This window comes from Streptomyces sp. IBSBF 3136 (assembly GCF_036815105.1).
Classification (GTDB): Bacteria; Actinomycetota; Actinomycetes; order Streptomycetales; family Streptomycetaceae; genus Streptomyces.
In genome coordinates, this window is sequence record NZ_JAJSZC010000118.1 from 1 (window position 1) to 24,410 (window position 24,410).

A 24,410-nucleotide genomic window follows, 5' to 3' on the forward strand; every position below is an offset into this window, starting at 1 on the left:
CGGCGTGTGGTGGTCCCGGCGCGGGCGGCAGGAGGTCTGACCGAACGCGCGGCGGGGGGGGGGGGGCCCCCCCCCCCCCCGGTTTCCGTCCGGGGCGGCCCGGACTTCCTGCGCGGGAGGGGACGGGTGCGGGGTCAGACCCCCGCGGGCTCCGGCTCGTCCGAGGCGGCCGGGGACGGGGACGGGAGCCCCTTCTTCGCCGCCTTCTTCTTCGCGCGCCGCTCCTTGCGGAGTTCGAGCATCGCGTAGAGCGTCGGGACCAGCAGCAGGGTCAGCAGGGTCGAGCTGATCAGGCCGCCGATCACGACCACCGCCAGCGGCTGGGCGATGAAGCCGCCCTCGCCGGTGACCCCCAGGGCCATCGGGAGCAGCGCGAAGACGGTCGCGAGCGCCGTCATCAGGATGGGCCGCAGCCGGTGACGGCCGCCCTCCACCACGGCCTCGACGACGCCGTGGCCCTGAGCGCGGTACTGGTTGATCAGGTCGATCAGCACGATCGCGTTGGTGACCACGATGCCGATCAGCATCAGCATGCCGATCATCGCCGGGACGCCCATCGGGGTGCCGGTGGCGACCAGGAGGCCGATCGCGCCCGTGGCCGCGAACGGGATGGAGACCAGCAGGATCAGCGGCTGGACCAGCGAGCGGAACGTCGCCACCAGGAGCATGAACACGATGGCGATCGCCGCCAGCATGGCCAGGCCGAGGTTCTTGAACGCGCTGTCCTGGTCCGAGGACACGCCGCCGATCCGGGCCTCGGCGCCCGCGGGCAGCTTCAGGGCCTTGATCCGCGACTGGAGCTGGGCGCTGACCGCGCCGGTGTTGTCACCGGTCGGCCGGGCCGTGATCGTCGCGGCGCGCCGGCCGTCGATGCGGGTCATGGACACCGGGCCGTCCACCACCTCGACGGTGGCGATGTCGCCGAGCTTCACCGGGCCGAGGCGCAGGTTCCTGAGCTGGGCCAGGGTGGTGGCGGGCTTCGCGGACGTGATGACGACGTCGCGCTCGGTGTCGTCGAGGATCGCCTTGGCCGCCGTCGTACCGCGCACGGCCTGGGCCACCGCGGCGCCCAGCTTCTGGTCGTCGAAGCCGGCGGCGGCCGCCTTGGCGTTCGCCTCGACCGAGATGCGCGGCACGCTCTGCGCGAGGTCGCTGGTGACGTCCGTGACGTGGTCGAGTCCGGCCACGGTGGAGCGCACCCGGTCCGACGCCTCGCGCAGCACCTGCGGGTCGGACGCCTTCACCACGACGCTGAGGTCCTGGCTGCCGAAACCGTCACCGGCGGACACAGTGGTGGTGCCGGTGCCCTTCAGCTTCTTCAGGCCGTCCTCGAGGTGCTTCTGCACGTCCTCGTAGGACGCCGTGTCCTTCAGCATGACCTGGTACGACGCCTGGTTGGTGTCGGTGCCGCCGCCGAAGGCCGCCATGAAGCCCGAGGAGCCGATGGTGACCTGGTAGTCCCTCACGCCCTCGGTCGAGGCGAGCAGTTTCTCGACCTTCCTGGCCTGGGCGTCCGTGGCCGCGAGGCTGGTGCCGGGCCTGAGCTTCTGCTTGACCGTGAGGACTTCCTGCCGGCCCTGGTCGAAGAAGTTGGTCTTCAGCAGTCCGGACATGCCGAAGGTGACGACCAGGACGACGATCGCGATCAGCACGCTGGTGAGGCGGCGGCGCGTCGCGAAGCGCAGGACGGGGACGTAGGCGCGCTGGAGCCGGCTGTTCGCCTCCTTCTCCTCGGCCTCGCGGCGGGCCTCCTCGGCGTCGTCGGGGGTGCCCTTGGGGGCGCGCAGGAACCAGTACGACAGGACCGGCACGACCGTCAGGGACACGATGAGGGAGGCCAGCAGGGCCGCCGTCACGGTGATGCTGAACGAGCCGAACAGGGCGCCCACCATGCCGCCGACCAGGCCGATCGGCAGAAACACGGCGACGGTGGTGAGGGTGGAGGAGGTGACCGCGCCGGCGACCTCGCGCACCGCGCCCAGGATCGCCTCCTTGCGCTCCTCGCCGTAGCCGAGGTGGCGCTTGATGTTCTCCAGGACCACGATCGAGTCGTCCACGACCCGGCCGATCGCGATGGTGAGCGCGCCGAGCGTGAGCATGTTCAGGGACAGGCCGCGGGTCCACAGCACGAGGAGCGCGAGGACGACCGACAGCGGGATGGAGACCGCCGTGACCAGCGTCGAGCGGACCGAGGCCAGGAAGACCAGGATGACCAGGACCGCGAAGAGCAGCCCGAGCGCGCCCTCGGTGGTCAGGCCCTTGATGGACTTGGACACCGCCGGGCCCTGGTCGCTGACGACCGTGAGCCGCGCGCCGGAGCCGAGGTCCTTGCGCAGCGCGGGCAGCTTGTCCTTGACGGCCTCGGAGATGGAGACGGCGCTGCCGTCGTGGTCCATGGTCACGTTGACGGCGAGGCTGGGCCGGCCGTCGGTGCGGGTGAGGGAGTCGGCCGGGGCGGGCTGCTCCTTCACGGTCGCGACGGTGCCCAGGCGCACGGGCTTCCTGACGCCCTCGCCGGTGACCATCAGGTCCCGGATCTGCCGCAGCGAGGTGAAGCCGCCGCCGACCTCGACGGTGCGGTTGGCACCGTCCTCGTCGAAGGAGCCGGCCGGGACGGTGGCGCCGCCGGCCTGGAGGGCCTGGCCGAGGGCGGCGGGGGTGAGGCCCGCCCGCGCCAGCTTCGCCTCGTCCGGGGTGACGGCGACCCGCAGGTCACGCACGCCGGTGACCTGGACGCGGCCGACGCCGTCGATGTCCTTCAGGGCCGGGACGACCGTCGTGTCGAGCTGGTCGGCGAGTGCCTGCTGGTCCTTGTCGGAGGTGACGGCGAGGACCACGGTCGGCATGTCGTCCGTGGAGCCGGCGACGACCTGCGGGTCGACGCCGTCCGGGAGCCGGTTGCGGGCCCGGTTGACGGCCTGCTGGACGTCGGAGACGAGCCGCTTGGTGTCGTTGCCGTAGTCGAAGGACGCCATGATCACGGCGTTGCCCTCACTGGCGGTGGAGGTGACACCGGTGATGCCGTCGACGCCCTGGAGGTTGTCCTCGATGGGCTCGACGACCTGCTTCTCCACGACGTCGGGGGCGGCGCCCTGGTAGGGGGCGACGACCGAGACCATGGGCAGTTCGATGGTCGGCAGGAGCTGCTGCTTGATCTGGGGTATCGCGATCAGCCCGAAGGCGAGCGCGATGAGGGACACGAGCCCGACGAGGGCACGTTGCGCGAGGCTGAATCTCGACAGCCAGGACATGGATCAGGTTCTCTCTTCTGTGAGCGGCAGAAGTGGCGGGAGGGACACGGGGGAGCGCCCACCCCACCACCCTGAGCCATGCCGGAGGGCCGAAGCGTAGGTCCCAGGTCCCGTTCCGCGCCGGGGCCCTACTCCGCGCGCAGTACGCGCGGGTGGAGGTCAGTCCGTCCTCGGGCGTACCAGTCCCGACTCGTAGGCGATGACCACGAGCTGGGCCCGGTCCCGGGCGCCGAGCTTGGCCATGGCCCGGTTGACGTGCGTCTTCACCGTGAGCGGGCTGACTTCGAGGCGTTCGGCGATCTCGTCGTTGGAGTGCCCGCCGGCCACCTGGACCAGCACCTCGCGCTCGCGGCCGGTGAGCGCGCCGAGGCGGTCGGAGCGGGCCGGGTCCCGGCCGTCGTCGCCGTCGCCCTGGGCGAGGAAGCGGGCGATCAGGCCCTTGGTGGCGGCCGGGGAGAGCAGCGCCTCACCGCCCGCGGCGACCCGGATGGCGTTCAGCAGTTCCTCGGGCTCGCTGCCCTTGCCGAGGAAGCCGGAGGCGCCCGCGCGCAGGGACCGGACGACGTAGTCGTCCACCTCGAAGGTGGTCAGTATGACCACGCGGACCCGGGCCAGGGACGGGTCGGCGCTGATCAGGCGGGTGGCGGCGAGGCCGTCGGTGCCGGGCATCCGGATGTCCATGAGGACCACGTCGGCGCCGCTCTCCTTGGCCAGCCGGACCGCCTCGGCGCCGTCGGAGGCCTCCCCCACCACTTCCATGTCCGGCTCGGAGTCGACCAGCACCCGGAACGCGCTGCGCAGCAGTGCCTGGTCGTCGGCGAGCAGGACACGGATGGTCATGCGGGCTCCCCCGGTGCCGTCGTACGGGTCTTGACCGGCAGGATCGCATGGACGCGGAAACCGCCGCCGTAGCGGGGTCCGGTGGTCAGGGTGCCGCCCAGCGCGGTGACCCGCTCCCGCATGCCGAGCAGCCCGTGCCCGCCGCCGGCCCCGGGCTCGCCGCCGGCGCCCGTCCCGTCGTCCAGGACGGTGACCTCGATGTGCGGTCCGACGCGTACGACGCTGACCTCGGCCCGGGCGTCGGTGCCCGCGTGTTTGCGGACGTTGGTCAGGGCCTCCTGCACGATGCGATAGGCGGCCAGGTCGACGGCGGCCGGCAGCGCGGTGCCGTGGTCGGTGCGGGCCACCTCGACCGGGAGCCCGGCGCTGCGGAAGGTGCCCGCCAGGTCGTCGAGCCGGCTGAGGCCGGGGGCGGGCTCGGTGGGGGCCTCGGGGTCGCCGGACTGCCTCAGCAGGCCGACCGTGGCGCGCAGCTCGTTGAGCGCGGAGCGGCTGGCCTCGCGCACATGGGCGAGGGCCTCCTTGGCCTGGTCGGGCCGCCGGTCCATGACGTGGGCGGCGACTCCGGCCTGCACGTTGACCAGGGCGATGTGGTGGGCGACGACGTCGTGCAGGTCGCGGGCGATACGCAGCCGCTCCTCGGCGACCCGGCGGCGGGCCTCCTCCTCGCGGGTGCGCTCGGCCCGTTCGGCGCGCTCGCGCATGGCCCGGACGACCGCGCGGCGGCTGCGCACGGCGTCCCCCGCGGTCGCGCCGATGCCGGTCCAGGCGAGCACGCCCAGGTTCTCCTGGGCGTACCAGGGCAGCGGGCCGGCCAGCATGGCGGCGGCGGTCAGCACGGTCATGGTGAGCAGGCCGACGCGCCAGGTGGTGGTGCGGTCGGTGGTGGAGGCGACGGTGTACAGGGCGATCACGGCGGACATGGCCACCGGGGCGCGCGGATCGCCGGTGACGGACTCGATCACGGAGGCGGCGCCGGTGACGGCCAGGACCGTCTTGGGGGCGCGGCGGCGGAAGACCAGCGCGGCGGCGCCGACGGTCATCAGGATCAGGCCGAAGGGGGCCGGAGTGCGCACGCCCCAGGTGACGCCGTTCGGTCCGCGGGGCACCACGAAGGACCCGGCCACCATGCACACCAGCACACCGGCCGCGATGGCCGCGTCCAGCGCGAGGGGGTGGGCCTTGAGGCCGCACCGGGCGCGTTCGAGAGTGCTCACCCGCTGAACAGTACGGCGCCGGGCGGGGGGCCGGAACAGAGCGAGGCACAGCTCACCCGCCGTCGTCCGGCGACCGGTGTGCGCGGCGCGTACGGCACCCGGAACAGGGCCGGCCTCGCGGTCGCCGGGCCCGCACCCGGACCAGGCCCGGGCTCGAGAACGGCTCGCGGTCGCCGCGATCCGGCCCGGGATCGGCTCACGGTTCGCCGCGGTCGGCCCGGGTTCGTCTCGCGGTCGCCGCGGTGCGGGCTCAGCCCGGGATCAGCCCGTCGTCGCCGAGCAGCTCCCGGACCTCCTCCAGGGTCGCCTCGCCGGCCGGGAGGATGAGCTCCGAGGGCTCGAGGGCATCGTCCGGCAGCGGGGTGCCGAGCCGGCGGACAGCGTCGAGGAGCGTGGAGAGCGTGCGGCGGAAGCCCGCCTCGTCGCCGTTCTCCACTTCCCTCAGCAGCTCGTCGTCCAGCGAGTTCAGCTCGGTGAAGTGGACGTCGTCCAGCTTCACCTGGCCCTCCCCCATGATCCGTACGATCACGTCGGCCTCCTCGGCTCGGGTCCCGGCACCCGGCTACTGCTTGTCGAAGCGCGGGGTGTCCTGCGGCTGCTGCTGGGGCTGCCCCTGGCCGGTGCCGCCCTCGATCGCCTGCTGCGAGGAGCCGCCGGCCAGTTCCGCCTTCATGCGCTGCAGTTCCAGCTCCACATCCGTACCACCGGAGAGCCGGTCGAGCTCGGCCTGGATGTCGTCCTTGGCCATGCCGGAGGGGTCGTCGAGGGCGCCGGAGGCGAGCAGCTCGTCGATGGCGCCGGCCCGGGCCTGGAGCTGGGCGGTCTTGTCCTCGGCGCGCTGGATGGCGAGCCCGACGTCGCCCATCTCCTCGGAGATGCCGGAGAAGGCCTCGCCGATGCGGGTCTGGGCCTGGGCGGCGGTGTAAGTGGCCTTGATGGTCTCCTTCTTCGTCCGGAAGGCGTCCACCTTGGCCTGCAGGCGCTGGGCCGCGAGGGTGAGCTTCTCCTCCTCGCCCTGCAGGGTCGTGTGCTGCGTCTCCAGGTCGGTGACCTGCTGCTGGAGGGCGGCGCGGCGGGAGAGCGCCTCGCGGGCGAGGTCCTCACGGCCGAGCGCGAGCGCCTTGCGGCCCTGGTCCTCCAGCTTGGAGGACTGCTGCTGCAACTGGTTGAGCTGGAGTTCCAGGCGCTTGCGGGAGGTCGCCACGTCGGCGACGCCCCGGCGCACCTTCTGCAGCAGCTCCAGCTGCTTCTGGTACGAGTAATCGAGGGTCTCGCGCGGGTCCTCGGCCCGGTCAAGGGCCTTGTTCGCCTTCGCGCGGAAGATCATCCCCATACGCTTCATGACACCGCTCATGGGCTTCGCGCGCCCCCTTCTGACGGACTCCAGCTCACAGATCCTGCGACAGAACCCACAGTACGGGCCCTGACTCCATTACCGCACCGTTCCGGGACCGATGCGCTCATCCCCAAGGACGACTGCGGACGGTATCGCTCCGGCGTGAGGAGTAGGTGGGCCCCGGGTGGGCTCCCCGGTCCCTCCCGCCGACCGCCGGGTGAAGCGTCTGCAACGTCCCCTCTGTCCCCCTACAGACGTCCGGCGTTGCCGGATCGTTCCCCGGTCGGCTGCGGTCCATGCCGGTGGAGCCCGTACCCTTGGGTTTTGTGTTCCGTAGCCGTGCCAAGGAAGAGAAGACCCCCGCCGACAAGGCGCAGGTGAACTTCTCCAAGCAGCCCCGTGACCCGCAGGCCCCCAAGGGCAGGCCCACGCCCAAGCGCAGTGCGGCCCAGTCCCAGCGCCGCAGCGTCGCCCAGACGCCGACCACGCGCAAGGACGCCGCCAAGCGTCAGCGCGAGGAGCGCCGCCAGGCGCTCGACCGGCAGCGCCAGGCACTGGCCGGCGGTGACGAGCGGTACCTGCCGGCCCGGGACAAGGGCCCGGTCCGCAAGTTCGCCCGCGACTGGGTGGACTCCCGGTTCAACGTGGCGGAGTTCTTCCTGCCCATGGCCGTGGTGATCCTGGTCCTCAGCATCGTGCGGGTGCCCGCCATCCAGGCGATCGCGCTGTGGCTGTGGCTCGTGGTGATCGTGCTGATCGTGCTCGACGCGATCGTCAGCGGCTTCCGCCTGAAGAAGCGGCTGGCCGAGCGGTTCCCGGACCACAACCGGCGGGGCGCCGTCGCCTACGGTCTGATGCGCTCGCTCCAGATGCGCCGGCTCCGGCTGCCGAAGCCGCAGGTCAAGCGCGGAGAGCGGCCCTGAGCGCTGACGCCTTCACCGGGGGTGCGGCCGACGCCTGGCTGAGCAGGCTGGGCGGGCTGCGCGATGTCGTACGGCAGGAGCTGGTGGCCCGGCAGCTCGACGAGCAGATAGCCGGGCGGTTCCCGGTCGGGCAGCGGCTGCGGGTGCTCGACGTGGGGATGGGCCAGGGCACGCAGGCCCTGCGGCTGGCCCGGCTCGGGCACCAGGTGACCGGCGTGGAGCAGGACGCGACGATGATCGACGTCGCGCGCGAGGCGCTCGCCGGGGAGCCCGTGGGCATCCGTGAGCGGGTCCGGCTGGTGCAGGGCGACGGCCGGGACACCGGTGTGCACTTCCTGCCGGGCAGTTTCGACGTGGTGCTGTGCCACGGCGTCCTGATGTACGTGGAGGAGCCCGATCCGCTGGTGGCGGGGCTGGCCCGGATGCTCGCGCCGGGCGGGCTGCTCTCGCTGCTCGTGCGCAACGGCGACGCGCTCGCGATGCGGCCGGGCCTCGCCGGTGACTGGGCGGGCGCGCTCGCCGCCTTCGACACCACCGCCTACCGCAACCGGCTGGGCCTGGACGTCCGGGCCGACCGGCTGGCGGCGCTGACCGCCACCCTCGCCGGCATCGCCGCCCCGCTGCACGCCTGGTACGGGGTGCGGGTCTTCACGGACACGGCGGCGGACGACGCGAAGATCCCGGACGACCTCCAGGCGCTCCTCGCGGTCGAGGAGCGGGCCGGTCGGATGGACCCCTACCGGCGGGTCGCGGCGCTGCTGCACCTGTGCGGGGTGCGCGGCTGAGCCCGCCGGGCGGTGCGCGGTGAGGAGGGACGGCTCGACGGACCCTCCTCACCCCCGTGAGAGCACCCCCGTAAGAGTTACGCGGCGTCGGCGTGCAGGCTCATCGGGCCGTAGATCTCGGTGCTCTCCTCGAACAGCCGCACCTGGTCGGCGCCGCCCTCGGCCAGCTCCTTCCAGTGCTCGCCGATCCAGGACTCGGCGTCGCCCTGGGTGGTGAACTCCTCCGGCTGCACCGCGGGCTGGACCTCCGTCCCGTCGGCCTTCTCGAACCGCCACGTCCATGCCGTCATGTGGGCCTCCTTGTGATCCAACACCTGCTGGCAGCCTAGCCGGAAGCGCAAGACCAGCCGGGACAGGTGAAAATCGGTTCCGTGGAAGTGACTCTGCTCGGTACCGGTACCCCCGCGGGACTGCCCCGCCCCGACTGTCCCTGCGCGGTCTGCGCGACCGCCCTCGGGCCGGACGCACGCACGGCGACCGCGCTGCTGGTGGACGGCACCCTGCTGCTCGACCTGACGCCCGGCGCGGCCTTCGCCGCCGCCCGGTCGGGCCGTTCGCTGGGCGGGGTGCGGCAGGTGCTGCTCTCGCACCCGCACCACGGCCCCGCGGTGGAGGTGCCGGCCGGGCTGCCGCAGCCCGGCCGGGTGCCGGACGGGCGGGAGTTGGCGCTGCTGACGGGGCATCGGGTGCGGGCCGTGGCGATGGACGCGGGCGGCACCGGGTACGCGGTGACCGGGCCTGACGGGCAGCGGCTGCTGTACCTGCCGCCGGGCGCGGCGCCGGCGGGCCTGGAGGCGGCGACGGCGGAGTCGTACCAGTTGGTCCTCGCCGATGTGGTGGGCCGCCCGGACGCGCTGGCCCGGCTGCGGGCGGTCGGGTCGGTCGGTCCTGCCACGGACGTCGTCGCCGTCCACCTCGACCACGACGTGCCGCAGGGCGCGGAGTTGCGGCGCCGGCTCGCGGCGGCCGGGGCGCGGGTGGTGCCGGACGGCACGACGCTGGTGGTCGGGGCGTACGAGGAGGTGCCGGACGTGCCGCGCCGCACGCTGGTGCTCGGCGGGGCGCGCTCGGGCAAGTCGGTGGAGGCGGAGCGGCGTCTCGAGGCGTTCCCGGAGGTGCTGTACGTCGCGACCGGCGGGGCGCGCGGCGGCGACACCGAATGGGCGGCGCGGGTGGCCACGCACCGGGAGCGGCGGCCGGGTTCGTGGCGTACGACGGAGACGACCGACCTGGAGCCGCTGCTGGGCGAGGACGGGCCGCCGTTGCTGATCGACTGTCTGTCGCTGTGGCTGACGGACGCCATGGACGCGGTCGGGGCGTGGGACGACGCGGAGTGGTCCGGGGGCGGGGAGAAGGCGCTGCGCGAGCGGGTGCGGGAGCTGACCGCCGCGGTGCGGGCGACCCGGCGGACCGTCGTGGCCGTGTCCAACGAGGTGGGCTCGGGCATCGTGCCGGCCACGGCTTCCGGCCGCCGCTACCGGGACGAACTGGGGCGGCTGAACGCGGCGTTCGCGGGCGAGTGCGAGCAGGTGCTGCTGGTGGTGGCGGGGCAGGCGCTGGTGCTGCGGGGCTGACCCCCGGGCGCTCGCCGCTCCCCGCGCCGCTCGGGTACTCCGGGTACTCGGGGTACTCGGGGTACTCGGGGTACTCCGGGTACTCGGGGTACTCGGGGTGCTCACGGCACCGCCTGCCGCGCGGTCGGCGGTGCCGGAGCGGGTCCGGGGGCGGTTCCGGTGCCCTTGCGGGCCACGACCCGGTAGGCGTTGGAGAAGCGGGTGCGGCGCAGCAGCGGGGCCAGGGTGTGGTCGGCGATGGCGGCCACGTCCAGCACCGGGGCCGCCAGCGCGCGCAGGAACGGGTGGACGGTGGCGAGGGCCAGGGCGACGGCCGCCGCCAGGTCGTAGGGGACGTGCGGCGCCCGCCGGTCGGTGACGAGGATCGCGCAGCCCTGGGACTCCAGTTCCGCGCGGAGGTTGGCCAGGGGCAGCAGGTGGAGGTGGCGCGGCTGGCCGTAGGGCAGCCACCACTTGCCCAGCAGGGCGGCGAACACGCAGCGTGGGTCGGGTAGTTCGACGACGAGATGGCCGCCGGGCCGCAGGACGGCGAGGGCGGCGCGGAGTTCGGCGCGGGGGTCGGGGGCGTGGGCCAGATGGTCGAACATGCTGACCACGTCGTAGCGGGAGCGCAGCCGGGCCGCCGTGCCCGGGGTGGTCAGATAACCGCGGTGGGCCTCCTCGACCCGCCCCTCCAGCAGGGCCTGCTCCACCCGGGCCGTCGGGTCGAGTCCGTCGAAGCTGGTGTAAGGGAAGAACTCCCGTGCCGCCTCGGGGAAGTGGGCGTGCCCCGTGCCCACGTCCAGCCAGCTCTCCGGTTCGGGCAGCGCCGAGAGCTTGTGGGCGGTGGCGCGGTGGCGGCGCCGGGCCGCCTGGGCGGAGACCACGCGCGCGGCGAACTCCTCCAGGTGTCTTTCGTAGAAGTCCCGGTGGTAGAAGGCGAGTCCCTCGGCCGTGAGCCGGGGGTTCTGGAAGGCGTGGCCGCAGTCGGAGCAGGCGTCGAGGACGAAGGTGCCCGGACGGTGCCGCAGCGGGTCGGGGGCGCGCAGCCGGGTCCGCAGCCGCGGGGAGCCGCACCAGGGACAGTCGGCGCGGCGGGGCTCCTGGAACGGGTCGGCGGCGTCGGTGACCCGCGGGGTGAGAGGCAAGGGCTGCATGGCGGCTCCCTGGGGCGACATTCCGCTGCAAACCGGAACGTAGGGGATACCGATCTTGGGTGCAACGACGTCGTGACCCAGAGGTACCGGTGTGGCGCCGGGACGTTCGTTCGCTGGCGGTACTGTTCGGCGAATGAGCAGCCTTAATCTGGACGACTTCACCGATCTGATCGAGCGCCCGGACGGGGGCGTACGCCGTGACGCCGAGGCCCACCGGGAGCGCCGGATCGTGCCGCCCGGGTCGCTCGGGCGCCTGGACGAACTGGGCGAGTGGCTGGCCGCCGCGCAGGGCGCCGTACCGGTGCGGCCGGTCGAACGGCCGCGGGTGGTGCTGTTCGCCGGTGACCACGGCATCGCCGAACTCGGCGTCTCGGCGCGGCCCGCGGGCGGCGCGCGGGCGCTGGTGCGGGCGGTGCTGGAGGGTGCCGGCCCGGTGGCCGTGCTCGCGCGCCGCCTCGATGTGCCGGTGCGGGTCGTGGACATGGCCCTGGACTGCCCGCCGGAGGAGTTCCCGGCGGAGGTCGTACGGCACCGGGTGCGGCGCGGCAGCGGCCGTATCGACGTCGAGGACGCGCTCACCGAGGACGAGGCCGAGGCCGCGTTCCGGGCGGGCGTCGCGGTCGCGGACGAGGAGGCCGACTCGGGTACCGACCTGGCGGTGCTCGGGGACGTGAGCGTGGGCGGGACGACGGCGGCCGCGGTGCTGGTGGCGGCGCTGTGCGGGACCGACGCCTCGGTGGTGACCGGACGGGGCGGGCTGCCCATCGACGACCTGGCGTGGATGCGCAAGTGCGCGGCGATCCGGGACGCGCTGCGCCGGGCGCGGCCGGTGCTCGGGGACCAGATGCAGCTGCTCGCGACGGTGGGCGGCGCCGATCTCGCCGCGATGACCGGGTTCCTGTTGCAGTGCGCGGTCAGGAAGCTGCCGGTGATCCTGGACGGTGTGGTGGCCGCCGCGTGCGCGCTGGTCGCCCAGCGGGTCGCCTTCCGGGCGCCGGACTGGTGGCTGGCCGGGCACGACAGCGGGGAGCCGGGGCAGGCCAAGGCGCTGGACCGGATGGCCCTGGAGCCGTTGCTCGAGCAGGGCGTGAAGGTCGGCGAGGGGGTGGGCGCGCTGCTGGCGCTGCCTCTGGTGCGCAGCGCCGCCGCGCTGGCCGCCGAACTGCCCGAGCGGCCGGACGACGAGCAGGACGAGAAGCCCTCGGAGGAGCAGGCGGAGAAGCGGTCGGAGGAGAAGCCGGAGCAGCCGGGGACGCGGGACGCGGCGGAGGAGTAGACCGGCCCGGCCGAACCGGAGTGCGCACACCACGGCAGCCGGAAAAGACTGGTTCGCCGGGGCAGCCCCCATATGATCGTTCACCATGGGAGATGCCCGAATTGCCGTGGAACAGCGAGCCGAGCCGGAGCGGCGGTCGAACGGGGTCTCCCGCCGGGCCGCCGCTCTCGCCGTCTGGTACCTGCGGGCCGTCGCCTTCGTCAACTTCCTGAGCGCGGTGTGGGTGTCGCTGGGCCAGGACGTACGCCGGCACAACCAGGAGAACTTCTTCACGCCGTACCTGCTCACGGCCGGCTTCGCCTCGGGTGTGTTCACCGCCTTCCTGGCCATCACCATGCGCCGGCGCAAGCGGGCCGCGTGGATCCTGAACCTGGTGCTGAGCGGCTCGTTCCTGGCCCTGTTCGCCTTCGCGATGGCGTTCCCGGAGATCCGGCGGCACGGGCAGAACTGGGTCTCCCTGGCGCTGACGGCCGCCTTCGTCGGCGCCCTGCTGACCGGGCGCAGGGAGTTCTACGCCAAGGGCGACCGGTCCAACCCCCGGCTGGCCGCCACCGTGGCCGCCGTCGGCGGGCTCGTCGCCTCGCTGCTCGCCGGGCTGCTGATCACGGTCACCAACCAGGCGCCGGACGCGGCCCGTTCGACGTTCTCGGAGCGCTGGCACTACGGCACGCTGCGGCTGGTGTCGGTGGCCGCCGAGGAGTCCCGGTTCCCCGGCATCGACCCGCCCAACTGGGCCAACGTGGCCGTCAACGTGCTCAGCACGGCCCTCGTCCTCGCCGTCCTCTACGCCGCCTTCCGCTCCCGGCGCGCCGTCGACCCGCTCACCGAGGACGACGAGAAGCGGCTGCGGGCGCTGCTGGAGCGCCACGGGGAACGGGACTCGCTCGGCTACTTCGCGCTGCGCCGGGAGAAGAGCGTGGTGTGGTCGCCGACCGGGAAGGCGGCGGTCGTCTACCGGGTGCTCGGCGGGGTGAGCCTCGCCTCCGGCGACCCGCTGGGCGACCCGGAGGCCTGGCCGGGGGCGATCGCGCCGTGGCTGGCCGAGGCGCGGGCGCACGGGTGGATCCCGGCGGTGATGGGGGCCGGTGAGGAGGCCGGGACGGTCTACGCGCGGCACGGCCTCGACGCGCTGGAACTCGGTGACGAGGCGATCGTCGAGGTCGCCGAGTTCACCCTGGAGGGACGGGCCATGCGGACCGTCCGGCAGGCCTGCAACCGGGTGCGGAGGGCCGGGTACCGCGTACGGGTCCGGCGGCACGAGGACATCCCGGCGGACGAGATGGCGTATCTCGTCGAACGCGCGGACGACTGGCGGGACGGGGCGACCGAGCGCGGGTTCAGCATGGCGCTCGGGCGGCTCGCCGACCCCGGCGACGGCCGGTGCGTGATGCTGGAGTGCACGGACGCCGAGGGCGACCTGCGCGCCCTGCTCTCCTTCGTGCCGTGGGGTCCGCACGGGCTGTCCCTCGATCTGATGCGCAGGGACCGGGACTCCGACAACGGGCTGATGGAGTTCATGGTCATCGAACTGCTGCGGCGGGCCGGGGAGATCGGGATCACCCAGGTGTCGCTGAACTTCGCGATGTTCCGGTCGGTCTTCGAGCGCGGCGCGCGGCTCGGCGCCGGGCCGGTGCTGAGGCTGTGGCGGTCGCTGCTCAGCTTCTTCTCGCGGTGGTGGCAGATCGAGTCGCTGTACCGCGCCAACGCCAAGTACCGCCCCATCTGGGAGCCCCGGTTCCTGCTCTTCGAGAAGAGCGCGGACCTGCTGCGCATCGGCCTGGCGTCGGCCCGCGCCGAGGGCTTCCTGGAGGCGCCGGGGCTGCCGAAGTGGCTGCATCGCCGGCACCTGGACACGCACCGATGAGGGACCCGCGGTGAGAGCGCCCGGCCGCTGGGCCCGTGCCGAGTGGGGGCTGCTGTACGTCACCGTGCGCGAACCGCTGCTCAAGCGGCGGCTTGCGGCGGTCCCGATGACCGGCGGGGCGGTCTGCCTGACCGCACTCCTGCAGTACGTGCAGAACCAGTCGTGGGGCTACCGGTTCGTGCAGGACGTGGGGGCGGTGCGGGTCCAGGACCCGCTGTGGCTGGCGCTCCTGCGCACTCCCCTCTCGCTGTACGTCCCGGCGCTCGACCTGCCGGTGTGGGGCGCGCTCGCGCAGATCCTGTTCGTGTTCGGGATCGCCGAGATCTGCCTGGGCTGGTGGCGCACGCTGGCCATCGCCTACGCCGCCACCCTCGCCGGGACGCTCTACGCGCGCCTGGGCATCGCGTTCGGCCCGCACGTCCCGTTCGGGCTGCCCGGCTCGGACGCGCGGGTGGTGGACACCGGTCCCTCGGCGGCGGTGGTGGGGCTCGCGGTGTTCGTGGCCTGGCGCTACGGCGCCCAGGTGACGGCGGCGGCGGTGACGCTGGCGATAGTGGTCGAGGTCCTGCTGAAGGAGAACCTGGCGGGCAAGGAGCACCTGGCCGCCCTGCTGGGCGTGGCCGTGCTGGGCGTGGCCGCGGCGGCGGGCCGGCACGGGTGCGGGCGCCGGCCGCCGCCCTGTCAGTGGCGGCCGGGCAGGCGTACCGGGCGCGGGTCTGGCTTGCCGCCGATCCAGTCCTGAAGGACCCGGCGGGGCCCGGCCCAGCGGCGGTCGTGGCGGTAGGCGCGCAGGGCGGCCTTGGCCCGGGCGCGGGGGCGGCGGCCGTAGAAGCGGCGGGCCCACGGGGAGCCGGGCCGGGCCAGGCGGATCGCGCCGACGAGCGCGACCAGGGGCACGATCGCCCCGAAGATCGCGACCCGGGTCTTGCCCTTGCTGAGCGAGATCAGCGAGAAGACGAAGTTCAGGGCGATGTTGGAGATGACCGTCCCGCGGTCCTGGAGTTCCTGCTGGGTCAGGTCGTTGACGCCGAACGGCACGAACCCGGCCAGCAGCAGGCCGACCAGGGCCGCGGTGAGGACGACGACCTCGACGCTCTTGCGGCCCTCCTCGCTCCAGTAGACGTCGTCCAGGTGCAGGATCAGCGCGAACTCGTCGAGCACCAGGCCCGCGCCCATGCCGAAGACGACCGCGGCGAGGGCCGCGCCGGCGCCGGACCGGCCGCTGGCGACCGCGCCGAAGCCGCCGACGACGGTCAGCAGCACCCCGGGCACCACGTGGTGGATGTGCAGCCCGCCCGCCTTCACATTGCCGAAGGGGCCCTTGCCGGCCCGGATCAGCCGGGTGATCACGCGGGTGACGACGAAGGTGACGACGAAGGCGGTCAGGGCCAGCAGCAGGGGGAGTTTGCCCGGCTCCACGATGTTCCGCTCCCACCAGTGCCCCATGTGCGCACTTTATCCTCGGCCGCGGTGGGGGGCCCGGCGACCGCCCGGTAACCTGCGCCGGTGCTCACGTCCTCGCCGCTCGACGGTCTCCGCTTCGCCTTCGGCACGCTCTCCGTGCTGCCCGTCCGGGTGCGCCGGTGGGACCGGGAGGCGGCGCGCGGCGGCATGCTGTGCGCCCCGGTGGTGGGTCTGGTCGTGGGCGGCTGCGCGGCGCTGCCCGGGCTGCTGCTGCTCTTCCTGGGCGCGGGGCCGCTGCTCGCGGCCGTCGCCTCCGTCGCGGTACCGGCCGCGCTGACGCGGGGGCTGCACCTGGACGGGCTCGCCGACACGGCCGACGGGCTCGGCAGCGGCAAGCCCGCCGACGAGGCGCTACGGATCATGAAGCAGTCGGACATCGGCCCGTTCGGGGTGCTCACCCTGGTGCTGGTGCTGCTCGCCCAGGTCGCCGTACTGGCACAGCTGTACGGGGAGTCCTGGTCGCGGGGCGGTGTCGCGGCGCTGACCTCGGCGGTCGCGGCCCGGCTCGCGCTCACCCTGGCCGCGCGCACCGGGGTGCCCGCCGCCCGTCCGGAGGGGCTGGGCGCGGCGGTCGCCGGGGTGGTGCCGGTGCCGGGCGCGCTGGCCGTGACGGCCGGCTGCACGGTTCTCGCGGCCGGCTGGGGAGCGGCCTTCGGCCCGGACGGCGCGGTACGGGCGGCGGCCGCGATGCTGCTGGCCCCGGCCGTCGCCGAGTTGCTGCTGCGCCGCTGCACGCGCCGGTTCGGCGGGGTCACCGGGGACGTGTTCGGCGCCCTCGCCGAGACGGCGGCGACCACCGCGCTCATCGTGTCGGCCCTCGGCCACTAGCCTCCGCGTCCGTGCCCGGTGAACGCGCCGGGGGCACTCGCGGGTCCAGCCCGTGGGGCAGGGTGCCCCACGGATGAGCGCCCGTGCCGGGGACCGCGCAGTGCACGTCGGCGCCCCGGGCTCGGGCGGCGCCGGCCGCGTCCGCGTCGGGCGGGACGTCGTACACCAGATGGCACACCCGTGCCCCGGCCGATCGGTGCGCGGGCCGGGCGGGCGTGCGCAGGTAGGCGCTCCAGGGGCCCTCGAAGGTGACCTGGAGGTCGGCGAGCGGCGCGTACGCGGGGTGCGGCCGGGTGCCGTGGTTCAGCGCGAGCGTGACGCAGCCGAGGGTGCGGGCGGCCGTGGTCAGCCGCTCGTAGTGCCGTGTCTCGCCGATCCCGGACGCCACCTGGTCCAGGAAGGCGCCGTGCGTGCCGTACCAGGCCCGGTAGCGGCGCAGTTCGTCCTCGACCGCCGCGTACGGCCGTCTGCCGTAGCCGGTGTCGGTGTAGCCGAGCAGGGTCACGCCCGCCGTCCGCAGCCGGGCGGCGGTCTCGGCGAAGGCCGCGTCGGGGCGATCGCCGGGGCCGCTGGCCGGGTTGAGGACGACGGCGTACAGGCGGGGCGCGGCCGCGAGGATCGCCGCCCACTCGGCGGGGCGGACGCGGGGGTGCTCGTAGTAGGGGACCAGGAGGGTGCCCGGTGGTGCGCTCACAGGGGTGCTCATCGGTGTGCTCATCGGTGTGCGGTCACCCTTCCCAGCCGGACGCGGACGAGCGCGACCTGGGCGCCGGCCGCGCTCGCGTACACGGCGAGCGCGACGGTGTCCGGGCTGCCCGCGTGCGTGAGCAGGGCCAGGGTCTGGGCCACCGCGGCCGCGCAGCAGACGGCCGTCGCGCCGAGGACGGCGCCGAACGACTGGAGCAGCAGCCCGGTCCACAGCACCACGCCGAGGGCCAGCAGGGACGCGAGCCGGGCGGCGGCCGGGGCGGGCGCGTGCGGCCAAGGCGCGGTGACGGCCAGGGTCAGGGCGAGCAGGGCGGCCAGGTAGGCGGTGAGGCAGCGGGCCAGCACGCGGGCGGTGGCCCGGCGGAACCCCTTCGGGGTGCCGCTGGAGCGCAGGGCGGCGAGGCTGCCGCCGCGGAAGCGGTACAGCAGCCATTCGGCGGGGCCCATGCTGAGCGTGAGGGCCACGGCCGCCGGGGCGGCGAGCGCACCGTGACCGGCGCCGGCCAGGACGTCCCCGAGGGCCGCGTAGACCACCAGCACCCCGCTCGCCAGGCCGAACACGGCGTACGGCAGGGAGGCGAGCGGCCGGGGCCCGCCGGCCGGTGGCGCGGCCGGGCGGCCGGCCCGGCCCGAGGGCCACCACCGCGGCGGCGAGAGCCGCTTCGCGTGCGCGGCGAGGGCGGCGAGGGCGGCGAGGGCGGCGAGGGCGGCTCGCCGGCGGCGCGGTGAGGTCAGGGCGGGGGCGGCCTCCAGCAGGCCGAGGACCGCGACGGCGGCGAGCGAGCCCAGCAGCAGCACAAGACGGGCGGGCGCGGGCAGCGGGTGCGCGAGGGTGAGGAGGCCGCCCGCGGTCATGGGGAGCAGCGCGGCGAGCAGCACCTTCTCGCGGCCCATGACCAGCAGGACGCCGGACGCGCCGAAGTAGCAGGCTTGCCCGGCGGCGAAGGCGACGGCCGCCGGACGGCCGGTGCCCGCGACGGCGAGCGCGACCAGCGTGCCCAGCAGCATGCCGACGGGGGCGCCGACCAGGAGGCAGCGGCGGGCCGCCGGGCGGTCGCCCAGACCCAGCCAGGCGTAGGCGCGGTGGGCGAGCCCCTGGTTCCAGGCCCAGCCGCACAGGGCGCCGGCCAGTAGGGTGCGGGTGCCCGCGGGCAGACCGAGCGCCTCGTGCGGGCCGGCGAGCAGCGGGTCGCCCAGCACGTAGGCGAAGCCCGGCAGCGCGAAGACCAGCCCGCGCAGCAGGCAGCCGAGCAGCCCGGTCCGCCAGGGGTCGGGCGGTTCGCCGTCCGGTTCGGGGTGGCGGCGCGGGGTGCGGGCGTACAACTCCTCGGCGAGCGCGAAGGAGTTCTCGACGCCGTAGCGCTCGCGGATCTGGTCGTCGGAGAGGCCGTCGGACTCCAGCAGGGCGGCTATCTCGTCCGGGTGGACGGCGGCCGCCACGGACTCGTCCCAGTCCGCGGCGAGTTCGTCGATGGGATCGCGCCGCGCCCAGCCGGGGCCGCGGCGCCGGCCCGGGACGCCGGGCCGGACACGGACGTCGTCGCTCACCAGTCGGTCCCGTCCGTCGCCACCGCCGCGTACCAGGGGTCGCGCAGTTCCTCGGTCCAGTCGGCGACCGTCTCGACCGTGGGCTCGTACACCTCGGGGAGGCCGGCGAGTTCCTGGTAGATGGTGCGGAAGTTGTCGACCGAGCGGCGCAGCGTGAAGCGGTCGATCACGCGCTGGCGGGCCGACTCCCCGAGCCGCAGCCGCCGTCCGTCGTCGCGGAGCAAGGTCAGCGCCGCCGCCGCCATCTTCTCCGGCTCGCGCGGCGGGACCACCAGACCGGTGTCCCCCACCGCCTCGCGGACCCCGCCGACGTCCGTGGAGACGGTGGTACGGCCGCACGACATGGCCTCGATGATGGAGAACGGGAAGCCCTCGGAGATGGACGACAGCATCACGAGGTGCCCGGCCGCGTAGGCGCGCCAGACCTCGCTGATGCGGCCCTCGAAGGTGAGGCCGTCGGCGATGCCGAGTTCAGCGGCGAGCTTCTCCAGGCGGGTGCGGTAGGCCTCGCCACCGGCCGGGACCGGGCCGAACAACCGGAGCCTGGTCTCGGGGAGTTCGGCGCGGACCAGGGCGTAGGCGCGCAGCAGGGTCTCCAGGTCCTTGATGGGGTCGACCCGGCCGCACCAGGTGAGGGTGGGCGTGTCGGGTTCGGGCCCGGCGTGCGGGAAGGCGTGCGGGTCGACGCCGTTGTAGACCGTGCGGATCCGGTCGGCGTCCGCGCCACCGCGCTCCTCCCAGCGCCGGTTGTACTGGTTGCAGGGGGTGATCAGGTCGGCGGCCCGGTAGCCGAGCGAGTTCAGCTCGCGGTAGAAGCCGAGCAGGAACGCCTTCACGGGCCAGCGGTGCCGGTCGGCGCGCTGCCCCAGGTAGCGCTCGCGCAGGTAGATGCCGTGCTCGGTGAGGAGGAACGGCACCCCGTCGAGCCGGTGCGCGGCGAGCGCGGGCAGGGTCGCGAGGCCGCTGCTCACGGCGTGCGCCACGGAGTCCGCGTCGATGCGCACGCCGAGCGGGCGCAGGGCGTGTTCCAGCAGGTCGGTGGCGGTCAGCGCGTCGTGCAGGGCGGGCCGGGCGGCAGCGGTCGGCAGATGCGGCATCGTCCAGATCCACTGCAACGAGCGCAGCGCGGTCTCGGTGCGCAGGGCCGCCGACAGCCATCCCTCCCGGGCGATGACGGCCAGGTCGTACAGCGCCTCCCCGAAGTCGCAGCGCGCCTCGGGGTCGAGGAAGGACAGCAGGAGCCGTTCGTAGGCGTCGGTGAAGCGGCGCCGGGCGCGGCCGCGGGGGGCGCGGGCCCGGCCGGGGCGCGGGCCCCAGGTGGGCACGGTGGTGTGCCGGCCCACGTTCGGCGGCAGTTCCCAGGTCACGGGTTCGCGGCCGGTGCCGGTGATGGAGACGACGTGGAAGGTCACCTCCGGCATGCCCTTGACGAGCTGGTCGCACCAGGTGCTGACGCCGCCGTGGACATGCGGATAGGTGCCTTCGGTGAGCATGGTTGTCTTGCGGCCGGTACGCATCGCTGCGCGGTTCCCCCCACTTTTCACGGATGCCGTACGGGGAACCGCGGCCCGGCCGCCGGCTCGGGATCCGGTGTGGCCGGGCGCGCGGTTCTCCGCTGTGCGGCTGCCTCGGCGTCGGCTACGGCAGCTTGAGCGTCAGCGCGGACTGCAGGGCGGCCGGTGCCGCCCAGGCCGAGCGCCGGCCGGCGTAGGCCGTGCCGAACGTGGCCGTGCCGAGCAGCTGCTGCTGCTTGGTGCCCTCGGGTGCCGTCACCGGGATCTGGGTGCCGGACGGCGCGCTGACCGTGACGGTGGTGCCGATCCGGTAGGCGGTGACCTTGCCGCCGTCCAGCGCGGTCTGCCACTTGGCCCGGTTCTGCAGCTCGGCGCCGATGGCGCTCTGGCGCAGGTCGACGATCGGGGCGCTGTCCGCGAACAGCGCCCGGTAGTCGGCGAGCACCCGCTCCAGGACCGGGTAGAGCAGGCGGTCCTCGGCCAGGTTCGACTGGTGCGCGTAGTGCGGGCGCGGGTCGTTGCTCAGCACGTGCCCGAGGTCGGTGTGGGCCTCGGCGGGCACGATGTGGTCGGTGTAGCCGGTGGCCGTGTCCAGCGGCCGGGTCAGGCAGGTCGAGGTCGGGTTGTTCTCGCAGATCCCGCTGCCGCCGTCCGCCTTGGACGTGTAGATCCAGTTGTACTCGTCGGCCATCTCGGCCTTGGTGCCGACGTTGTAGTACACGTTCATCGGGTAGCGCGGCACGGTGAGGGTGCTGCTGCCGACGGCCCGCTGCTCGGACTCGCGGGAGTTGTCGGAAGCGGTCCACCTGACGCCGTTGGCGGCGAGCGCCGGGCCCAGGTTGGGGTTGTCCTGGGGCTGCTGGGGCAGCGTCTTCAGGCCCGAGTGCTCACCGGTGACCAGCTCGGTGCGGTCGACGGACAGCCCGTGCTGTTGGGCCCAGTCGTAGTCGTCGGAGATCTCCCCGGAGATGTCGGAGCGGCTCACCCACTTGGTGGAGCCGTCGGCGTTCTTCGCGCAGCTCCACGGCACGGTCGAGGTGTCCTGCACGCAGCCGAGGAACAGGTGGGTGTACGTGTGGTTCACCCAGCGGTACTTGGCCTTGTCCCTGAGCAGCTGGTCGGTCAGCGCGTCGGTGCCGCCGTTCTCGCTCTTCCACTCCTCGCCCGCGCCCGCGTTGAACACCATGTCGAGGGTGAAGTCGTGGCTCTGCTCCCAGGAGGCCGCGTACTGGGCGTCGGCCTCCGTCATGCGGATCGGGGTCTCGGTGTCGGCGCCGCCGCCCGCGCAGTCGATGTCGCCGGGGGTGCAGTCCCGCGCGCTGTCCCAGCGGGCGTCCGGCGCGAAGACGTCGTCGACGTGGACGGCGAAGTAGTTGCGGGCCTGGCCGAGGTGGACGCCCTGGGTCAGCCATTCGACGATGCCCCGGGCGAGCACCCGGAACTGCTGCTGGTACTGGTTGTAGGCGAAGGTCACCACCAGCTCGCGGCGGCCGTCGTGGGCGTACTCGCCGAGCAGGCTGCCGCTGCCGGTACCGCCCGGCACGGGGACGTCGACGTAGCTGGTGAAGCCGGTGCGGGGCTGGGCGAGGAACCCGTAGCTCTCGTCCACCGACGGGGAGTTGTCCTCGAAGGAGAAGGCGCCCTTCAGGTAGCCGAACGGGCCCGCGCGGCCGGCCGTGGTCACGGTGGCCGTCCGCCCGTCGAGGCTTCCGGCGTAGCCGTCGCTGTCGGTGTAGTCCAGGCCGACCTCGGGATGGGCCCAGGTGTAGGCGTCGACCTGGGGGATGCCGTACGTCTTCTCGTACGACTCCAGGGCCGTCTGCTCGGCCGAGCCCGCCCCGAAGGGGGCCTCGTCGGGCAGCACCACGCCCTGGAACTTCGCCCGCGGCCGGCCGTTGACCGTGTCGCTCAGAAAGGTGTCGCTGATGGTGGGGCGGCCGGAGTCGTCCAGGTCGACGGTGGTGTACGGGACCCCCTCGCTCTTCAGTTGTGCGGTGATCGCGCCGACGGGGCTTCCGCCGTCGTCGACCACGAGCACCCGCAGGTCGATGCGCGGATCGGTGGCGGCCGAGGCGGCCGGGGCGGTGAGCCCCAGAGTGACCAGCCCCGCGGCCGTCGCCGTCACGGTCGCCGCTCTCCAGCGGCGCGCGCGGTGTGCCATGGCAGTTCCTTCCCCCCAGAAGATCCTCTGTGGTGAATTGGCGGAGGATCAGCGGAAAACATGCGAATCGGTGGGCGATCGGCCCACCGAACCCGATGAGTGTGGCTCAGGCCGTGGGGGCCCCGGGGTGATAAATGGCCACGACGCCACGGACAGGTGAACACCCGCAGGCATGAGCGAACGCGGGTACGCGCGTAGTCTCGTCCCGGGTGTTCGCCGACAGGGTGAAGGCCCCGGTTGCCCCATGCCCACAGTCCTGGACCTAGGGTCGGCTCTCGGGCCCGGTCGACCCACCCCTCATCGGCCACAGCAACTTCACATCGGAAGCGAGATTTCACCACCGTGACTGCTCTTACTCTCAGCACCGCCGCGGCGCCCGGCCTGCGGGCCGACGCGATCGTGATCGGTGTCGCCAAGAGCGCTGCGTCTAGGTCTGGGGACCTGGTCGTCGCCCCCGGCGCCGAGGCCGTGGACAAGGCATACGACGGCAAGCTGGCCGGCGTCCTGGAGACCCTCGGTGCCTCGGGTGCCGAGGGCGAGCTGACGAAGCTGCCCGCCCCGGCCGGCTTCAAGGCGCCGCTCGTGGTGGCGGTGGGCCTGGGCGCGGAGCCCGAGAAGGACGCCGGGTACGACGCCGAGGCGCTGCGCCGGGCCGCCGGCGTGGCCGCCCGTGCCCTCGTGGGCTGCCGCAAGGCCGCGTTCGCGCTGCCGGTCGACGGCCCCGGCGCCGTCGGCGCGATCGGCGAGGGCGTCCTGCTCGGCGCCTACGCGTTCGACACCTACAAGGACGGCGCGAAGGACGCCAAGGCCAAGAACGGCAAGGCACCGCTGGGCGAGGCGACGCTGCTCGGCGGCAAGCCTCGGGACGCGGCCCACAAGGGCGCCCTGGCCCGGGCCGTGGCGGTCGGCGAGGAGCTGAACCGCGCCCGCGACCTGATCAACATGCCGCCGAACGACCTCACCCCGCAGGCCTTCGCCGGCGTGGCCCAGGCCGCCGCCAAGGAACACGGCATCAAGATCCAGGTGCTGGACGACAAGGCCCTGGTCAAGGGCGGCTACGGCGGCCTGCTCGGCGTCGGCGCCGGCTCCGCGGCGACCCCGCGCCTGGTCAAGCTGTCGTACACGCACCCCAAGGCGGACAAGCACCTCGCCTTCGTCGGCAAGGGCATCACCTACGACTCGGGCGGCATCTCGCTGAAGCCGGCCGGTCACAACGAGACGATGAAGTGCGACATGAGCGGTGCCGCCGCCGTGTTCGCCGCGGTGGTCGCCGCCTCCCGTCTCGGCCTCCAGGTCAACGTCACCGGCTGGCTCGCGCTGGCCGAGAACATGCCGTCCGGCTCCGCGGTGCGCCCCGGCGACGTGCTGCGCATGTACAGCGGCAAGACCGTCGAGGTGCTCAACACCGACGCCGAGGGCCGGCTGGTGCTCGCCGACGCGCTGTGGGCGGCCTCGCAGGAGAAGCCGGACGCGATCGTCGACGTGGCCACCCTCACCGGCGCGATGATGCTGGCGCTGGGCAGCCGCACCTTCGGGATCATGGCCAACGACGACGCCTTCCGCACCGCGGTCCACGAGGCCGCGGAGGAGGTCGGCGAGCCCGCGTGGCCGATGCCGCTGCCGGAGCACCTGCGCAAGGGCATGGACTCCACCGTCGCCGACATCGCGAACATGGGCGAGCGGATGGGCGGCGGCCTGGTCGCCGGTCTCTTCCTGCGCGAGTTCGTGGGCGAGGGCATCACCTGGGCACACCTCGACATCGCCGGTCCGGCGTTCAACGAGGGCGGCCCCTTCGGTTACACGCCGAAGGGCGGCACCGGTTCCGCCGTGCGCACGCTGGTCCGGCTCGCCGAGCTGACCGCCGCGGGCGACCTGGGCTGAGCCGCCCGGACCGGCCGCTCGCGCGGCGGGCCGCCGCAGGGGGGGGGGGGGGGGGGGGGGGGGGGGCGCCCGGCGCCGCGGCCCGGGCGGGGGCCGCCCGTGTG

At 73.9% G+C, this 24,410-nt stretch carries 20 protein-coding genes; 8 read left to right on the forward strand and 12 right to left on the reverse strand.

Features of this window, described 5'->3' with window-relative positions; translation table 11 throughout:
- Nucleotides 1–134: 134 nt before the first annotated feature.
- The 5 genes from V7E45_RS23795 to V7E45_RS23815 form a co-directional block, all read right to left on the reverse strand.
- The gene (locus tag V7E45_RS23795; protein ID WP_333776223.1) at nt 135–3,251 is read right to left on the reverse strand and encodes an efflux RND transporter permease subunit; all 3,117 of its coding nucleotides are present in this window, start codon (nt 3,249–3,251) and stop codon (nt 135–137) included.
- Between the two features lie 159 nt (nt 3,252–3,410).
- Nucleotides 3,411–4,091, reverse strand: coding sequence for a response regulator transcription factor (locus V7E45_RS23800; protein WP_333776224.1), 681 nt, complete (start codon nt 4,089–4,091; stop codon nt 3,411–3,413).
- Nucleotides 4,088–5,308, reverse strand: a complete 1,221-nt coding sequence (locus tag V7E45_RS23805) for a sensor histidine kinase (protein ID WP_333776225.1) — start codon at nt 5,306–5,308, stop codon at nt 4,088–4,090. Before V7E45_RS23805 ends, V7E45_RS23800 begins: the two co-directional genes overlap by 4 nt.
- Nucleotides 5,309–5,558: 250 nt before the next feature.
- Nucleotides 5,559–5,837, reverse strand: a complete 279-nt coding sequence (pspAA, locus tag V7E45_RS23810; protein WP_333776226.1) for a PspA-associated protein PspAA — start codon at nt 5,835–5,837, stop codon at nt 5,559–5,561.
- Nucleotides 5,838–5,870: 33 nt separating this feature from the next.
- Nucleotides 5,871–6,662 (reverse strand): PspA/IM30 family protein, encoded by a 792-nt coding sequence (locus tag V7E45_RS23815; protein WP_333776227.1) that lies wholly within the window; start codon nt 6,660–6,662, stop codon nt 5,871–5,873.
- A 278-nt stretch (nt 6,663–6,940) separates the two neighbouring features.
- On the opposite strand from V7E45_RS23815, the gene V7E45_RS23820 reads away from it, so the two are divergent.
- Nucleotides 6,941–7,567: a DUF3043 domain-containing protein gene (locus V7E45_RS23820; RefSeq protein WP_333776228.1), complete on the forward strand. Its 627-nt coding sequence runs from the start codon at nt 6,941–6,943 to the stop codon at nt 7,565–7,567.
- A gap of 83 nt (nt 7,568–7,650) precedes the next feature.
- On the forward strand, nt 7,651–8,352 hold the full coding sequence (locus V7E45_RS23825; protein ID WP_333776229.1) for a class I SAM-dependent methyltransferase: 702 nt from the start codon (nt 7,651–7,653) through the stop codon (nt 8,350–8,352).
- Between the two features lie 77 nt (nt 8,353–8,429).
- Here V7E45_RS23825 and V7E45_RS23830 read toward each other — a convergent pair whose 3' ends face one another.
- Complete coding sequence (locus V7E45_RS23830) at nt 8,430–8,642, reverse strand: hypothetical protein (RefSeq protein ID WP_020939568.1); 213 nt, start codon at nt 8,640–8,642, stop codon at nt 8,430–8,432.
- 81 nt (nt 8,643–8,723) lie between these two features.
- On the opposite strand from V7E45_RS23830, the gene V7E45_RS23835 reads away from it, so the two are divergent.
- A complete protein-coding gene (locus V7E45_RS23835; protein ID WP_333776230.1) occupies nt 8,724–9,926 on the forward strand; it encodes a bifunctional adenosylcobinamide kinase/adenosylcobinamide-phosphate guanylyltransferase in 1,203 nt (400 codons plus the stop codon).
- 101 nt (nt 9,927–10,027) lie between these two features.
- On the opposite strand, the gene V7E45_RS23840 is transcribed toward V7E45_RS23835, so the two are convergent.
- The gene (locus V7E45_RS23840; RefSeq protein WP_333776231.1) at nt 10,028–11,062 is read right to left on the reverse strand and encodes a class I SAM-dependent methyltransferase; all 1,035 of its coding nucleotides are present in this window, start codon (nt 11,060–11,062) and stop codon (nt 10,028–10,030) included.
- 133 nt (nt 11,063–11,195) lie between these two features.
- Here V7E45_RS23840 and cobT point away from each other — a divergent pair, with 133 nt between their 5' ends.
- From cobT to V7E45_RS23855, 3 genes are all read left to right on the forward strand, one after another.
- Nucleotides 11,196–12,338, forward strand: a complete 1,143-nt coding sequence (cobT, locus tag V7E45_RS23845) for a nicotinate-nucleotide--dimethylbenzimidazole phosphoribosyltransferase (protein WP_333776232.1) — start codon at nt 11,196–11,198, stop codon at nt 12,336–12,338.
- An 85-nt stretch (nt 12,339–12,423) separates the two neighbouring features.
- Nucleotides 12,424–14,202 (forward strand): phosphatidylglycerol lysyltransferase domain-containing protein, encoded by a 1,779-nt coding sequence (locus V7E45_RS23850; protein ID WP_333776233.1) that lies wholly within the window; start codon nt 12,424–12,426, stop codon nt 14,200–14,202.
- A 10-nt stretch (nt 14,203–14,212) separates the two neighbouring features.
- Nucleotides 14,213–14,944: a hypothetical protein gene (locus V7E45_RS23855; protein ID WP_333776234.1), complete on the forward strand. Its 732-nt coding sequence runs from the start codon at nt 14,213–14,215 to the stop codon at nt 14,942–14,944.
- Here V7E45_RS23855 and V7E45_RS23860 read toward each other — a convergent pair.
- Nucleotides 14,884–15,648 carry a hypothetical protein gene (locus tag V7E45_RS23860; protein WP_333776235.1) on the reverse strand — a complete coding sequence of 255 codons (765 nt, stop codon included), beginning with the start codon at nt 15,646–15,648 and terminating at the stop codon, nt 14,884–14,886. The genes V7E45_RS23855 and V7E45_RS23860 overlap by 61 nt on opposite strands.
- Nucleotides 15,649–15,708: 60 nt before the next feature.
- Here V7E45_RS23860 and V7E45_RS23865 point away from each other — a divergent pair, with 60 nt between their 5' ends.
- Complete coding sequence (locus V7E45_RS23865; protein WP_333776236.1) at nt 15,709–16,494, forward strand: adenosylcobinamide-GDP ribazoletransferase; 786 nt, start codon at nt 15,709–15,711, stop codon at nt 16,492–16,494.
- Here V7E45_RS23865 and V7E45_RS23870 read toward each other — a convergent pair.
- The 4 genes from V7E45_RS23870 to V7E45_RS23885 form a co-directional block, all read right to left on the reverse strand.
- Nucleotides 16,469–17,200: a spherulation-specific family 4 protein gene (locus V7E45_RS23870; RefSeq protein WP_333776237.1), complete on the reverse strand. Its 732-nt coding sequence runs from the start codon at nt 17,198–17,200 to the stop codon at nt 16,469–16,471. The two genes, V7E45_RS23865 and V7E45_RS23870, sit on opposite strands and share 26 nt — an antisense overlap.
- Nucleotides 17,201–17,208: 8 nt before the next feature.
- Nucleotides 17,209–18,750, reverse strand: a complete 1,542-nt coding sequence (locus V7E45_RS23875) for a hypothetical protein (RefSeq protein ID WP_333776238.1) — start codon at nt 18,748–18,750, stop codon at nt 17,209–17,211.
- Entirely contained in the window at nt 18,747–20,267 is a 1,521-nt protein-coding gene (gene pelF / locus V7E45_RS23880) for a GT4 family glycosyltransferase PelF (protein WP_333776239.1), read from the reverse strand. Before pelF ends, V7E45_RS23875 begins: the two co-directional genes overlap by 4 nt.
- A gap of 121 nt (nt 20,268–20,388) precedes the next feature.
- Nucleotides 20,389–22,425 (reverse strand): hypothetical protein, encoded by a 2,037-nt coding sequence (locus V7E45_RS23885; protein WP_333776240.1) that lies wholly within the window; start codon nt 22,423–22,425, stop codon nt 20,389–20,391.
- A gap of 342 nt (nt 22,426–22,767) precedes the next feature.
- Between V7E45_RS23885 and V7E45_RS23890 the strand changes: the two genes are divergently transcribed.
- A complete protein-coding gene (locus V7E45_RS23890) occupies nt 22,768–24,306 on the forward strand; it encodes a leucyl aminopeptidase (protein WP_333776241.1) in 1,539 nt (512 codons plus the stop codon).
- Nucleotides 24,307–24,410: the final 104 nt, after the last annotated feature.

Coding starts and splice junctions, on each gene's coding strand:
- V7E45_RS23800 (WP_333776224.1), bottom strand. CDS start 4,091: ATGACCATCCGTGTCCTGCTCGCCGACGACCAGGCACTGCTGCGCAGC.
- V7E45_RS23820 (WP_333776228.1), top strand. CDS start 6,941: ATGCCGGTGGAGCCCGTACCCTTGGGTTTTGTGTTCCGTAGCCGTGCC.
- V7E45_RS23815 (WP_333776227.1), bottom strand. CDS start 6,662: ATGAGCGGTGTCATGAAGCGTATGGGGATGATCTTCCGCGCGAAGGCG.
- V7E45_RS23885 (WP_333776240.1), bottom strand. CDS start 22,425: ATGGCACACCGCGCGCGCCGCTGGAGAGCGGCGACCGTGACGGCGACG.
- pelF (WP_333776239.1), bottom strand. CDS start 20,267: ATGCGTACCGGCCGCAAGACAACCATGCTCACCGAAGGCACCTATCCG.
- V7E45_RS23795 (WP_333776223.1), bottom strand. CDS start 3,251: ATGTCCTGGCTGTCGAGATTCAGCCTCGCGCAACGTGCCCTCGTCGGG.
- V7E45_RS23830 (WP_020939568.1), bottom strand. CDS start 8,642: ATGACGGCATGGACGTGGCGGTTCGAGAAGGCCGACGGGACGGAGGTC.
- V7E45_RS23850 (WP_333776233.1), top strand. CDS start 12,424: ATGGGAGATGCCCGAATTGCCGTGGAACAGCGAGCCGAGCCGGAGCGG.
- V7E45_RS23840 (WP_333776231.1), bottom strand. CDS start 11,062: ATGCAGCCCTTGCCTCTCACCCCGCGGGTCACCGACGCCGCCGACCCG.
- cobT (WP_333776232.1), top strand. CDS start 11,196: ATGAGCAGCCTTAATCTGGACGACTTCACCGATCTGATCGAGCGCCCG.
- V7E45_RS23870 (WP_333776237.1), bottom strand. CDS start 17,200: ATGAGCACCCCTGTGAGCGCACCACCGGGCACCCTCCTGGTCCCCTAC.
- V7E45_RS23860 (WP_333776235.1), bottom strand. CDS start 15,648: ATGGGGCACTGGTGGGAGCGGAACATCGTGGAGCCGGGCAAACTCCCC.